The organism is Pedobacter sp. AK013, assembly GCF_014205835.1.
Taxonomy (GTDB): Bacteria; Bacteroidota; Bacteroidia; order Sphingobacteriales; family Sphingobacteriaceae; genus Pedobacter.
Genome location: NZ_JACHCQ010000012.1, coordinates 100,906 through 115,686, shown reverse-complemented (window position 1 = coordinate 115,686; position 14,781 = coordinate 100,906). Strand labels below are relative to the sequence as shown.

The following is a 14,781-nucleotide window of genomic DNA, read 5'->3' as shown; positions in this document are numbered from 1 at the left end:
ATTAAATAGCTTATTATCGGAAAGCGTAAAAGGATTACCGAAAGTATGAAAATTGCCGTAAATATTTTGGCGGCCATAAACCCAGGCCATTGTTTTCCAGATATATTTCATCAGAACTACGTGAGAAGCCAGTTGATGCCGGTGCCCAAGTATGTATGAAGGCTTGGTTAAAAGGAACATTTTGTAACCTCAATTCCCTTCAGGCTGGTCTCGGCCACCAAAAATATTGAAGAACTATTATTACCGAATACCCAAATGATTTTAACGGCTTTTCTATACCTTTAAAAGTACATATGGCGGGCAAATTCGATCAAAAAAAAATATAAATGTTAAAGAAATGGATCTTAATTAGTGCCAGCCTTATAGCCTGCACCTTTACATACGGACAACCAACGTCATTTCAACAGGTTGCACCGTTATCTGTTAATCAAATAATACCTGCAGATTTTACATTCGATGTAGTGCCCGAGACTTTTGAGTTGAATATTTACCACAAGGGAATAAAAGAGCAGGCGGGCAACCCTCTGCCGCAAATGCGGATAGCGAATTTAAAAAAAGAGACTAATTTGGTATCATGGCAATACCCTGATCTTCTTGTTTCGGTAAGCATTGCAAAAAAAGAGAATTATTTGGATATCAGTATCCGATCGGAAGGTGCGAGTAACTTTGTATGGCCGCATGTAGATGCAGAAAGTTATATGCTGCCTTTATGGGAAGGGAAGTATATTCCGGCAAAGGATAATTATTGGAAGTCGTTTTTAAAAGATCAAACACTAGACTTTCCCGGAAGTTTTTCAATGGGATTTTTTGCTTTAAACAAAGCGAACTATTCTATTGTTTATGTACTCAAAAATATCTTCAATAGCGACTTACATTTCGATACAAAGCCCGATATCAGTTTTTCATTCGCTCATGAGTTTCTTTCCATTAATAAAGACAAAACGTATGGCTTCAGAATTTATGTTACCGCAACCGATCCTTTAGCAGTAAGCACGGTATATAAAAATTACATTCGGGAAAAAGGCACATTTAAAACACTCGAAGAAAAAGCGGCCGGCAACCCTAATATCAGGAAATTATATGGCGCACCACATATCTATTTTTGGCCACACGGGCTCATTTCAGAAAAAAATATCCATTGGAAACAACTTCAGGCTTCCTGGCCTAAGAAAGAGAAGTTTTTTTCGTGGCTGATACAATTGTTAAAAGATAATGAAGCGCACGATGCCGCAAATGCACTTAACCAAGCGTGGGCAGCATGCAAAAAACAAAGCCCAATTAATAGCGATCAGAAAAAAATCATTCTCGATGCACTAAATAAGGCTTTCAGATCAAATGAGTTATATAATCGTGATGTAATTGGAAGCCTCCCCGATAATGCACCTACCAAGCCACTGAACGAACAACAATTGTATGCCCGAAATAAACAATTATTAAAAAAAGAATTCGGGGAAATTATTGACAATCCGGATGAATGGGGAAAAGAGAGTATTAACCTACTAAATGATATGTACCGATCGGGAATAAAAAAGGCATGGGTGGGTTTTGCCGATTGGGCTGATGGGTTAAAGAACCCGCTCCTGGTTGAAGATGCCAATAAATTAGGCTATCTCATTGGTCCGTACGATAGCTATCATTCCATCCATCCAAAAGAAGACAAAGAATGGCGTACATGTTGGTTTCCCGATTCCTCTTTATACACTAATGCTTCTGTAACCGATGCCTCCGGGAAAAAAATAGCTGGTTTTATAGGGGTTGGGCGAAAATTGAATCCTACGCTTGCATTCCCTTTTGTAAAGCAACGGGTAGCGGCTATTCTAAGCGGTGGCATTCTATATAATACGTGGTTTGTAGATTGCGATGCCACTGGTGAGGTATTTGATGATTATTCGCCTGATCATATCACTACAAAAGAAGAAGATTTTAAAGCCCGTCTTCATCGGATGGAATATATCGGTAATGAAGTTGGAATGGTAGTAGGTTCTGAAGGCGGAAATGATTTTACAGCTAAATCGCTGGCCTTTGCACAGGGACTGGAAATGCCTGTTTTATATTGGGGCGACCCCGATTTAAGGCAAAATAAAAATAGCCCGTACTATGTTGGGAGCTACTGGGGCCAATCTGGCACTATTCCTTCTATATATACTAAGGTTATCCCGATAAAAGAAATCTATGAAAAAATATATGTTGACCCCACCTATTCACTTCCATTATTCCGTCTTGTTTACAATAATGCGGTAATAACTACGGCACATTGGGAAAATGGTTCTCTGAAATTAAGGGATGAAGTAGGCACACGGATGCTATCGGAACTTTTGTATAATACACCACCTTTATACCATATTGATCAGGCGGAATGGAAGCGCAACAAAGCACAGATTATAAGCCATATAAAAGTATGGAGCCCATTGCATGAAAAAGCGGTAGTTTTGCCAATAACCGCCTTCAATATTCTTTCTGGTGACCGTAAGGTACAACAAACCGTATTCGGCAACCAGATAAAGGTTACCGTAAATTTTTCCAGTCGAAATGTGCAAATCGGCAATGAGCTGATGATGGGCCGATCAGCAATAATTGACTATGGTTTTAAAAAAGTAAATTATAAGGTAAAGTGATCATATTTATCCCCACCAGGAGGTTTCTGCGGGGTTCAAAATCCCTTGCTTAATTTTCTGTTTAAAGAAACAGGCACGGCATTCTTTTCGATGTTACGTTTACCCAATGCAGAATAATAGCTCAAAACTACATCAAAGGCATGGTAATATTCAGTCTATTTCATGTATTTTAGTATTACAATATCACAGGCCGGACAGTACGAAATAGGCTGTCCGGCATTTAAGTTATTTAGTTTCTCCAGAAACCATCCTCCTGCATCAGGTCAGCAGAAAAAATCTCTACATTACAGATTTTACCATGCTCCACTGTGTAAACATCTATATTATAAACGTCGAGCTTTTCTCCAGTGGGTTTCTCTGCAATCCAGTGCAAAAGGCATGCAACCCGGTTACCATTTAAGCTAATAGAATGATAAGCATTTAACTGTAAGGTGTTGCCTGAAAGCTCGAACATTTTACCTACCATTCCGAATACCTCCTGCTGTGAACGCTTTAGGCCCGAAATCTCGTTGTTGCCCGGCTGCAACCAGTTTACCCCGGGCGACAGCAACTGGCCAATTTTTTCTAGATCGATTGTTTTGACCGAGGTCAAAAATTCTATCACTGTTTGTTTTGACTGATTTTCCATCATATTTTTTTATTAGTTTCTGAACCAAAGTTCGCAGGTTAAACTGAAGTTAAGGTTACCATTAAACGACATTGAGTTATCTTTTTCCGTCAAATTACTTTTATTCTCTACGATATTGATATTTTAGCTTTAAGTATTTACCTATTATGGAAGACCAGGTTAAAAATTTCATTTTAAGACTGATTGGTTATGCAGTTCAAAGAGACATACCGGCAGAAAAACTTCTCCGCGTATCAAACATCACCTTAGATGAACTCACAGTATCAAAAAATCCGCTTACGGCTAAACAGATCGATGATGTTTGGTTTAATGCTGTAGCTATAAGCAGAGATAACTTGTTTGGTCTTCATTTAGGTGAATCTTTACAGATACAGGCATTGGGAATTGTTGGAGAAATAATAAAAACAAGCAGAACAGTGGGCGAAGCGGTAACTAATGCTGCCCCCTTGGCCCACATCATCTCGGCATCGATAGCACTTAGAATTTTTAGGGATGACCATCATTTTTCGGTAACATTTGTACCCGCCAGCCGGGATTGGGCCCAACATACAGCAGAAATACAGGCCGTTGATCTTTTAATGGTTCTGGTAATACACGAACTTGATGGATTATTGTTTAAGAAACTCTCCCCAAGTTCGGTCAGCTTTGCCAGATCGCTGGATAAGCCTGAGGAATATGAGCGCGTTCTGCGCTGCAGGCCAGAGGCAAATGCAAAAACCACTCAAATTTCATTTGATATTGCTTATTGGGACGAAAGAATTATAAGATCAAAACATGAACATCAACAGGTTTTGCTTTTGGAAGAAGGCCTCTGGCAAAATAAGCATGTATCTGACCGGGCCTTAAAAAGGCGCATCTACAATTACATACGGTCTAATTCCTATCTAAAAATGGTTACCCTCGAAGATATTGCAGGTAACTTTAATCTCAGTCCACGCACACTCCAGCGTAAATTAAAAAATGAAGCGATCAATTTTCAGCAGCTAGCTGATGAAGCCCGTAAAAACCTTGCTTTAATGTATTTGAAAGATGATTCTCTTCAGATAAAAGAAATATCTACCATGCTTGGTTACAATGAAGTAAGCGCATTTATACGTGCTTTTAAGCGATGGACAGGAACGGCGCCCACTGATTTTCAAAAAAAAATGCATCACCTGTAGTAAAAAAAACCAGCAATAAATGGATTTTCACCCAGCACTTCTGATAAATGCTGTAGGGTAGATTTTTTGTCTAAAATATAGCGCTTCATCTTCAAGGCTTACTGATATGATGATTCCTTTTATACCACGGTGAGCAGTTTTACCAGGCATTATCTCTTGTTTCGGTTAATGTGTTAAATCTTTTCTATAGGAGTGATTACGGATATTAACTCAAATACTACAAATGATGGCTAACAAGTTACAGATATAAACTCACACTTGTGAGAGTTTGTATTTATCCTAAACTTTATTCCATAAACAAGATAACCAAAACCATCCTCTGCGCCAATTTATTATTAAACATTTATCACTAAAGAAAAAAATTATGAAACATTTATTTTTCGCATTAATATGCTCAGTTATTGGGTTTAGTGCTGTTGCCAATGGCCTAACTCCAAAAAACACTCCTTTTATTACAAAGAACATAGAAGTAAAAACAATTGTAAAAGAACATAAAATAACATTAAAAATTAAAGGAAATAAAACCGAAAAAGCGAGCCGTTTCCGTAGGGTACGTACTGATTTTTATGTTGACAATTGCGGCCAGGGATGGTGGATTACCGTTACTGCCCCTGATGGTTATTCAAATTATCAGATGACACAATTAGGTGCTGCTTACGTAAGCTCTCATATGGACAGCCACGGTTGTCTTTAAGCTTAACCGTAACCTAAAGGCCAGAGGATGGTTTTGATCTCAAATTAATTAAGAAAGGATGCACAGATATTTATTTTTTTGGGTAACGGCATTGGTTTTATGCCTTTTATATTCGTTCAACTATAAAAAAACCGGGGCAACAGAACCGCCTACAGGCATTGCCTATTACCAATTTTATCATATAAAAGATACTACCCAACTTGGCAAGGTGATGTCAGAAGATTTTATGCTGGTTTTTAAAGGAGACAAATCTGTTTATACAAGTTTAACCAGAGCAAAGCAGGATTCGACCATGCAGGCAAAATTAAAGGAGGCAGAAAAAACGAATAGCAATGGCATTAATATGGGTTTGTTTTTGCCTACAACCGAGGATGACCTTTACATAAACAATGGGACGTTAAGCGTAGTAAAAAACTATAATGACCAAAGTTATCTGATTGAAGAGCCGCTAAAAAAAACCGACTGGAGTATAGGTACAGAAACCAAACAGTTGCTGGGCTATACCTGCCAAATGGCTACGGGGATGGTTAAGGGGCGAAGGTATACTGTATGGTTTACCACAGACATACCGGCAAGCTTTGGTCCGTGGAAACTGCAAGGGCTGCCGGGAATTATTTTGGAAGCCTACGATGACCACTATTACATTAAATTTACCTGTACTAAAATAGTAACAGACGGCAGTTTTCAAAAAACGGCATCAGTGGATTTGCCAGCGAAGCTGATCCCGACTACAAAACCCGAATATGAGCGCATGAAACAGGCCTATTTGGAGGGTTTTGGCATAGAAAATTTTGGTGATGGGGTTAGCGTAGACAAAGTAGCCGTTAAAGGTAGTGGCGCGGCTAAAACAGCCCCAAAAAAAACTTCGATAAACTATCCTCTGGAGTTAATTCCCTAAATCAGCAGCTTGTACTTAAAAGGTTTATATTTATACCTATGCCTATCGTTATTAGTATACGAGGCGACGGCACAGCAGCATGTAACAGTGCATGGTTTTGTAAAGGATAGCCTTGCCAACCCCATCACAGCAGCTTCAATTTCTGTTATTGCTAAAAATGGAGCAGGTATAGCTTTTTCCAGAAGCGACGGGCGTGGTTATTTTAGCTGTGTTGCACCTCATGATAGCTTGGCCATAAAAGTTACCGCTTTGGGTTACGAACAATTGGTATTGCCTATACCTGGCAATAAGGACCAGCCATTTAACATTATCCTTAAAAAGAAGGTGACCCTGTTAAAAGAGGTGAATATAACCAGTAAGAAAAAGATATCGTTGGAGAGCGATACTTTAAAGTATAATGTAAAAGCTTTTCAGGATCAGAATGATAGGACGATCGGTGACCTGATTGAGCGGTTGCCGGGCATAAAGGTTGATGAAAAAGGCGTTATCAGCTACAATGGTAAACCGATATCGAAAGTTTACCTGGATGGGGATAACCTATTGGAAGGGAGATACAGGCTTGCCACGGCTAATGTGCCGGTAAATGCGGTTATGCAGGTACAGGTTATTGAAAGAGACCAGCCTATAAAAGCCTTGAATGGCTATGTGGTTACCAATAATGTTTCCTTAAACCTTAAACTTACTGATAGCGCCCGGGCAATTACCATTAATACTGGCCAGGTGGCTTTGGGGAATAAGGCTTACAGCGCTGAACTGAGCAACCTGATCCTTAAAGCAAACATTAAAAGTATTAACAGCTTCAAGACAAACAATACCGGCGAAAATCTGGAGCACGAAAATGCAGAAATAGGCGTATCATTTAATAGGGAAACGAGTTTAAAAACCCCTGTTTCCCTGCTTGCACTAACGGGCGCCGGGGCACCAATGCTTGCTGAGAAATATTACCTAAAAAACAATGACAATTCAATTAATACCAACGCTTTATTGAAACTTAAATCAGACTGGTCACTTCGGTTGAATATGGCCACTCTTCAACTGAAAAGAAAGTACGATTTTAATAATACGGCCGATTATTTTATAGGTACAGATACCATTAGTTACAACGAAATACAAAACCACTTACATAGGCTGAACCAGTGGCAGGTTGAGGGGCAGCTGGAAAAAAACAGTAAACGGATATATATAAAATCGCTGACCAGGCTTGCGCTACCTGATTGGAAAAAAAAGGGCAGCACAATCCAAAACGGGCAGGAACTTACACAGCAGCTGGCTAACGGCTACTCATCATTAAGTAATGAAACCGACATGGTGAAAGCGTTTGGGCCCAATAAGGTACTACAATACAATAGCCTGGTTCAGTATTATAATTCCAATGAAGACCTGCAGATTTTTCCGGGAGTTCAGGCAAATATGGTGAACAACAACGTTGCTTACCTCAAGCTTAACCAGCAGGTACAGACTAAAAGTTTTTTCATGAACCAAATGGCAACTGTAAAAACAAAATTCAACAAAGTAATCCTTTCTGTATCAATGGGAGCTTCTTTCGAGCGCAATAAATTAAACAGCGGAATATATAAAACAGACAGTACAAATTTGGTGATGCAGATTGGTGAAGGGTTTAAAAATGCATTAACATTTAATAATCTGGGCCTGTTTGCGAAAGCTGCAGCAATTTATCCTTTAGAAAAGGGTTCTATTAGTATGGAGGCAATGCCAACCTTTAATTTTATTACTTATGATGGCATAATAAAAACAGTAAACAGAAACAGGTATTTTTCGCCCAACCCGGTAATTGATATCCGAAAAGGTGTGGGCCGCTATAGCGAATTTAATCTCAGGTTTGTTAAACGAACCGCATTTGGAGAATTGGCAGATATTTATGCGGGTAATATCTTGGTGAATTACAGGGAATTTAATTCGAATAAATCGCCCTTACCCAAAACCGATTTAAATACACTTACACTCAGATATAACTATCGAAGACCGATAGCAATGCTTTTTTATAATTTAAATTTCAACTACGAAAGAACCAAAAAGAACTTTATTAATGCCTTTGAAATTGACAAGGGATTAACTAAATCTACAGCGATTGGTTATGAAAACAGATCTCATAAATATACCTTGAGTAGTTATGCTTCAAAATATTTATTCTTTGCGGGGCTAAGTCTTTCTTTAAATGCTGAGGCCACGCTGGAAAAAGGTTATACCTTTTATAACAATGCAATATCACCTATCAGCGTTAAAAACATCAACGTTGCAACAACTTTGCGAAAAAAAATATCGACAGCAGTAACGGTTTCTGTATCTGCAGAAACAGGCAAATTCATAAATGACCAAAACACCATCAACCAAAATATCAGAAATACTACTCAGGTGCAAAAGTTTAAGGCCATTTGGGAGCATAATATCAACACTCAGTTATCGTATCATTTTACTTATAACTTTAGTTTGTACAAAGAGCTGCAGCAACAGGCAGTGCCCAATCATTTTCTGGATTTTAATTTGAAATATACACCTGCAAAATGGAAGAGCTACTTTGAACTTCAGGGCATTAATGTAACTGGCGAAAACTTATATAAGCAGATCAGTATAAGTACAAATCAGCTGTCGGTAGTTCAGGTTCCACTACGAATGCGGACAATTCTATTGAAATATTATTTTACTTTTTGAGCTGCATTAGCTTTAAACGAACCGGTGTGAGCGAATTTTGATCAGATAGACTAATAATCTCGGGGAATATGACAGCATAGAATCGTTTCAATCTGGTTATGCTGAAAAGATAGCACAATTAAATCTGCATTATATATATTTGGATAATCTCCAGAGATCATGAAATTGTTGTAACCCAAAAAAACCAATGACAAGAAAACCTACCAATGGCCCCATCAGAAATAAAGAATGGACAAAACAAAAACTTCTGGCTGCTGTAGGTAAAATATTAAAAAATGACGGTTTTACAGGTCTTAACATTAGCAAGGTAGCATTACAGGCAGAAGTAGACCGAAAATTGGTTTATGATTATTTTGGCAGTATGGAAGGCCTGGTTAAGGAATACTTGAACAGTAGCGATTTTTATACGCTAAACATCGATCAATCAAAAGAAATAATTGAGCAGAACAGAGGCGACTTTGGCAAAGAAGTGTTGTATCATTTATTGCAAGATCAGCTCGATTCTTTAATTGCAAATGAAGAAATGCGGAGGATCATCAGCTGGGGCGTGTGCGAAAGTTCAAAAACGTTGGAAGAATTGAATGAGCGGCGCGAGTATCTGGGTGAGCTGTTTTTTAGTGAACTTACTGACGAATACTTTAAAGACAAAGACAAAAATATTAGGCCGGTTGCTGCCCTTATAATAGGGGGTATATATTATATGACCTTGATTGCCCATACCAATAACGGTATGATGTGTGGGATTGATATTAGGAAAGCAGAAGCACAGGCTGAAGTAAAGAACACTATTAAACAAATTATTGAATGGGCATATCTGTAACCACTCTTTAATAAGATCGCATTAAAAAGGTTTTAAATTAAAAATACTAAATCAGTTATTGATAAGCCTGTTGAAGGTCAAATATTTTGCTTTAGCAATAAAAGGTTTTCAACAGGCTCATACAAGCGAGGGATCGAATTTAAATGCTGATGCGCCCTTTTTATTAAGATATTAAGGTTAAAAATCTACGTGATAATCTTTAGCAAAGGGTTTTGCTGCCCAGGCTTTTTTCGATGTCCATTCTGCCGAAGGTGCAGCCCAAAATTCGTCGGTAGCGGGTAAGCCCAAAGGAAGGAAGGATAGCGTAGCCATATACAAACTACCTGTAGAGGTATAATAATCGGCTATTTCCGGATCGTGTCCGCAAAAACCAAGCTGCAACCATCCTTTTGCATCAAAAGTGCCAGGTATTTCATATATATTCTGTTTAACTTTAGTTAAGGCAGAACGTACCTGGGCTGGTTGAATAGTGGCTGGTAACTTATGCATTAAGGCAATTTGGCTTAATGCCTGGAAAGCACCTGTTCTGTAGGTAATTGAACGCCCAATTGGCGGATAGGTTCCTTCAGGAGAGATCATACGCTCCTGCCCTACTACATAACGCTGCATCCTTTTTACAGCCAGATCATACCGTTCTTTTTTAATCAGCTTTTTATCCAGCATCACGGCAAGTGTATCTACCATCATCGGGTGGATCACAAATGAGTTATAATAATCAAAAGCCATGTTAACGCCATCGCCATACCAGCCATCTCCTTTATACCAGGCGTTTAGTGTATCTACCCCCTCATTTAGGCGGCTTTCATCATGCTGTTCGCCAATCGATAATAAAAAGGCTTCGGTAATAGAACCAAATAACAACCAGTTATTTTTAAAGGGTTTTCTGTTTCTTAATGATTTAAAAGATGCAATAATTTCGCGTTTTGTTTCTGGCTTTAAAGGCTCCCACAAAGCTTTAGGGGCCCTTAAAAAAGTTTGTGCCAGATAAGCTGAATCAACAATCGGCTGATAATCTTTGGTAAAATTTAATTTATCAGGACTGTTTATTGCAAAACAGCTATCCAAGCCCTGGATGGCCTGTAATTTCAGTTTGTTTCTTAAAACGCCTTCAGTAGTGGTATCATCAGGTAACGAAAGCCAGGGTGCAATACCGGCATAGGTACGGCCAACGGCTTCTAAATACGATACCGCAGGTGTTCTGGAGTCGAATTTAGGTGCTGTAACCACCGGCATATTTTTAATGAGTGTTCCGTTGGCTAAATTGGAAACCACGGGGCTTGCAATTTTATATAGCAGTTTATACCAATATTCTCTGTCGTTTTTTGGCGGAGTGCCTGTGTTGCTCTTAACTTTTGCAGCAGATAAAACTTCATTAGGATTAAACAGCCCAAATACCCCAGTTAATGACAAGGCTCCTATAAATTTTCTTCTTTCCATTTTGTGTGTTATAAATACCAGTTTTTGTAGCGTGTTAGCGCCTCTAGATAGTAATAATCGGCGTAGCTCAGTGGAACGTCGACTTCTGATTTGAGGGGTAAGGCCCCCGTGCTGTGCATGAGCAAAAACCCGCCGTTTTCGCCCGGCTTTGCTGTATATGACTCAGATGAAAGTGAAACAATCATTTTCTTGGCTTCGGCTACATATAATTTTCGTTCGCTTTTTGTTGCGTACTGCCCTAATTCCAACAAAGCAGAGGCAATAACCGCGGCGGCAGAGGCATCGCGGTAAGTATCTGGAATGTTCGGTGCGTTAAAATCCCAGTATGGAACCTGATCGGCAGGCATATTCGGATGATTAAGGATAAATTTAGCAATGTTCTTTGCCTGATTTAAATATTGTTTGTTTTTGGTAAAGCGGTACATCATGGTATAACCATATAATCCCCAGCCCTGGCCACGGCTCCAGGCCGATTCGTCTGATGCGCCTTGAGCGGTACCTCTTTTAAGTACTTTACCAGTAGTCATATCGTAATCTACTACATGGTAAGAGCTATAGTTGGCTCTGAAATGGTTTTTAAGTGATGTATTGGCATGATTGATAGCAATTTCCCTGTATTTAGGATCGCCGCCATGATCTGATACCCACGCCAGTAATTCAAGATTCATCATATTATCAATAATAACAGGGCCTTTCCACTGTTTACTACTATTCCACGATTGGATTACTTTAGCAGCCGGACGGTAACGTGTGGCAAGAGCGGCCGCTGCAGTATCGATAGTTGGCTTATATAATTTATTACCTGTAATGCGGTAGGCATTGCCAAAACTACAGAACATCATAAAACCTAAATCGTGGTTTCCGGTATAATGTTTTTCCTTCTCTAATATAGCCAGGCGTTTTTCTGCTTCTTTTAAAGTGGCAGAATCTCTGGTATATTCGTAAATATAAAGTAGCGAACCTGGATAAAAACCACTGCACCACCATTTGGTATCGCTCGTTTCCAGCTTATTATTTTTCGAATAATAGGTTTTCGGCATGCGCTCTGCCGGTGTGTTTTTGGCCAGTAATTGATATTGTTTCTGAGCAAATGCAAACTGCTTGTCGAGCAGGTCTTTCATTGCCTTTTTTTCATCAGCTGCCTGTTGTGCATGAGCAAATACTGCTGTAGCCAGAAAACATATGGCGCACAATAATTTCTTCATCGTTTAGGTAAATTTGTATAATTCATTTGGTGTTAAGCCTGGGCTTTTGACATTGGTTGTGGCAAATTTGTGCTTTTACAAGTTTAAAAGGGGTGAAAATCGGAAATGATATGGTAGAAAATCTGTAATCAAACGCCTTTCTAGCGCTAATTTTACATCAATCTATTTTACTTCTCGCTTTTTATGCAATCGATCATTCTTTTAAAAAATAATACCCAATGCATTGCTATAGGATTTTTAAAATTTGTAAAAAGGACTGCCTCCTATCGGAGAGCAGCCTTTTTTGCAATCTCATCAGTGGCCGATAATCAACAGCTTGTATTTACTAATTAATAGTACTGGATTTCATTATCCTGATTTTGTTGTTTCCTTGATCAGCGATGAGGAAGTTGCCACCGTAAGTATCGTACTTTATACTCCAGGGCTTATTAAACCTGGCATTGGTAGCCGTTCCATCAATGTTTCCTGCAGTACCAGTTACAACATTAAATGCTGTAATGGAGTCATCGGTAGCTGAGCCAGCCACCAAATCAAACGTTGAGGTATTAGCTATTTCACTTGTTAATTTTGATATAGAATTTGCCTTCTCATTACTAATAAGAACAATACCTCCATTGCTAATAAATATTCCAGAAGGATCATTATAATTAGTAGTTTTAGTTCCTCTTAAAATCAACTTTGCATTATTGGAAAGTGTGATTTTAAATAGTTGGCTTTCGGTAGAGCTAAATCCAGTATTCCCCATACCGCTTACATAAAGATATTTTTTATCGGGGGTTAAGGCAATTGCCGTGGCCTGATAATATGCAGATACAGCAATTGTGGTAACGGTATTACTGCTTAAAACTATTTTGCGAATGCTACCAGTTGATGTACTGGCAGAAATATCAGTTAGATATAACGCACCAGCCGTTTCATCTAGTGTAATGCCACAAGGATTGGTAAAGGTTGCTGCTGTTCCAACGCCATTTGCAGTGCCAGCTGTTCCGCTGCCTGCAATGGTTGTTACCGTACCTACCATATTAGCTGGATTAATGGATATTTTTCTCACTTTATTACCGGAGTATTCTGTAACATATAGTTCAGTGCCGGCATCGCTCAACACCATGCCCTTTGGCTTGTTAAATGTTGCTGCTGTTCCAACGCCATCAACACTACTTGCCGTACCACTTCCGGCCAATACCGTGGTATTTCCACTCCTGCTTACGCGTACAATACGGTTGTTGTTTTGATCGCAAATGTAAATATTGCCCCGTTTATCGTTGGCCACATCAGTTGGCGCATTTAAGGTAATTCCGTTATTCAAAGTAAGCGAACTTATCATCAAAGTGGTGAGTATTGGCTCTGGGTATGGTGCGGTTTTAACCGTTAATGGCAAGCTAACCTGTTTAGCTGTTGATCCCGTATTTGCTACAGTAATTGATTTCGAACCAAAATAAGTGTCATTTACGACTTCAAATTTCATATCACCAGAGAAACGTACACGTATACTCATTTTTCCATTTTCGTCGGTAACCGCAGTTGTATCTAATTTAAATGCGGTCTCGCCAGTAACTTTCGAACTTACGTTAACCTTAACGCCAGGTAAGATCTGATTGTTTGCCTGATCGTAAACCGTTAAGTCTACAGGAGCTTTTGGAGTAAGTTTCTTTGATTTTAATGTTACTTTCCGATTTTTATCATAAGCCAGACGGGTAATTACAGAATCGGGATAAAAGAACACCGGATCGGTTGTTTTAATTTTTACCTCACCTTCAAATGGAGCATTCAAAATCAATTTCCCATCGCTGCCAGTTGTGCCAACAAGTCCAATATCTTTAAAATCAGTTTGGCCAGTCAGTTTTTGTAAAACAGCTACATCAATACCTTGCAAGAATGCGCTATTATCCTTATCCAATACGGTAATCTCTAAAGGCACAGTTAAAGGCTTAAGTTTTGCAACAAGACTAACAGCGGCTCCTTTTATATTTTTAAGGGTTGCAGTAAGGGTATCAGGGAAGTATTTCATGGTATCGCCCACCATTACCCTTACCAAATTTGGATAAGGCAGGGATACAATTAACTGTCCATCAGCTCCCGCATGTTCCAGCCCTCCGGTAGAGGTATAGCTATCAGTTCCCGGTGCTCTGGTATCTATCAATAAAGGGAAATTAGGAATACTCACATTACCCTGATCTTTCACATCAATATTCAACGGGCCCATGCCATACTTAGGTGTGGTATGCAAAACCAGATTTGCTGTACTATTAAAATAAACGGCTTGTTCTCCTTTGTGGTAGTATGTGGTATCTACTTCTACTTTTATATTATTGGGATAAGGTAATCTGGTTGTTATCTGACCGTTTTTATCAGTTCTGATGGTATCTACCTGGGTATATATTCCAGAAGCACTGGTTTGGCGGCTGATGATTACTTTAACCCCGGCAACAGGCAACTGGTCGTCGTCATTAATTACCTTAACGGCTAAAGTTTCTTTGTTGGTGGTGGTATCGTTAAAGGCTTCGGTTGCAAACTTTTTGCAGGCGGCCAGAGCTAAGGTTAGCCCCAATATGAGGATGTAGTAAGATTTTTTCATGCTGTTTGGTTTGGGTTCAAAATGGTGATGGATGGGTTTGCGGGCTAGCTTTGCCAATCCATCACCATTTGTTTTTTGT

At 39.1% G+C, this 14,781-nt stretch carries 10 protein-coding genes; 6 read left to right on the top strand and 4 right to left on the bottom strand.

The genetic code is table 11. The features are described 5' to 3' along the window. Positions 1–326 precede the first annotated feature (326 nt). A complete protein-coding gene (locus tag HDC90_RS10305; RefSeq protein ID WP_184466004.1) occupies positions 327–2,615 on the top strand; it encodes a glycoside hydrolase in 2,289 nt (762 codons plus the stop codon). A gap of 229 nt (positions 2,616–2,844) precedes the next feature. Here HDC90_RS10305 and HDC90_RS10300 read toward each other — a convergent pair whose 3' ends face one another. After that, entirely contained in the window at positions 2,845–3,246 is a 402-nt protein-coding gene (locus HDC90_RS10300) for a nuclear transport factor 2 family protein (RefSeq protein ID WP_221451829.1), read from the bottom strand. A gap of 143 nt (positions 3,247–3,389) precedes the next feature. Here HDC90_RS10300 and HDC90_RS10295 point away from each other — a divergent pair, with 143 nt between their 5' ends. From HDC90_RS10295 to HDC90_RS10275, 5 genes are all read left to right on the top strand, one after another. Then, the gene (locus HDC90_RS10295) at positions 3,390–4,403 is read left to right on the top strand and encodes an AraC family transcriptional regulator (protein WP_184466002.1); all 1,014 of its coding nucleotides are present in this window, start codon (positions 3,390–3,392) and stop codon (positions 4,401–4,403) included. 364 nt (positions 4,404–4,767) lie between these two features. Then, positions 4,768–5,097, top strand: a complete 330-nt coding sequence (locus HDC90_RS10290) for a hypothetical protein (RefSeq protein ID WP_184466000.1) — start codon at positions 4,768–4,770, stop codon at positions 5,095–5,097. 58 nt (positions 5,098–5,155) lie between these two features. Further along, positions 5,156–5,995: a GLPGLI family protein gene (locus tag HDC90_RS10285; protein ID WP_184465999.1), complete on the top strand. Its 840-nt coding sequence runs from the start codon at positions 5,156–5,158 to the stop codon at positions 5,993–5,995. Positions 5,996–6,004: 9 nt separating this feature from the next. Continuing rightward, positions 6,005–8,665 (top strand): carboxypeptidase-like regulatory domain-containing protein, encoded by a 2,661-nt coding sequence (locus HDC90_RS10280; RefSeq protein WP_184465996.1) that lies wholly within the window; start codon positions 6,005–6,007, stop codon positions 8,663–8,665. A 187-nt stretch (positions 8,666–8,852) separates the two neighbouring features. Next, a complete protein-coding gene (locus HDC90_RS10275) occupies positions 8,853–9,485 on the top strand; it encodes a TetR/AcrR family transcriptional regulator (protein WP_184465994.1) in 633 nt (210 codons plus the stop codon). A 177-nt stretch (positions 9,486–9,662) separates the two neighbouring features. On the opposite strand, the gene HDC90_RS10270 is transcribed toward HDC90_RS10275, so the two are convergent. The 3 genes from HDC90_RS10270 to HDC90_RS10260 all read right to left on the bottom strand — a co-directional run bounded on the left by HDC90_RS10270 (position 9,663) and on the right by HDC90_RS10260 (position 14,702). Next, positions 9,663–10,922 (bottom strand): DUF2264 domain-containing protein, encoded by a 1,260-nt coding sequence (locus HDC90_RS10270; protein WP_184465992.1) that lies wholly within the window; start codon positions 10,920–10,922, stop codon positions 9,663–9,665. A gap of 8 nt (positions 10,923–10,930) precedes the next feature. Next, the gene (locus HDC90_RS10265) at positions 10,931–12,127 is read right to left on the bottom strand and encodes a glycoside hydrolase family 88 protein (protein WP_221451828.1); all 1,197 of its coding nucleotides are present in this window, start codon (positions 12,125–12,127) and stop codon (positions 10,931–10,933) included. A gap of 325 nt (positions 12,128–12,452) precedes the next feature. Continuing rightward, positions 12,453–14,702: a hypothetical protein gene (locus HDC90_RS10260; protein WP_184465989.1), complete on the bottom strand. Its 2,250-nt coding sequence runs from the start codon at positions 14,700–14,702 to the stop codon at positions 12,453–12,455. Positions 14,703–14,781 lie beyond the last annotated feature (79 nt).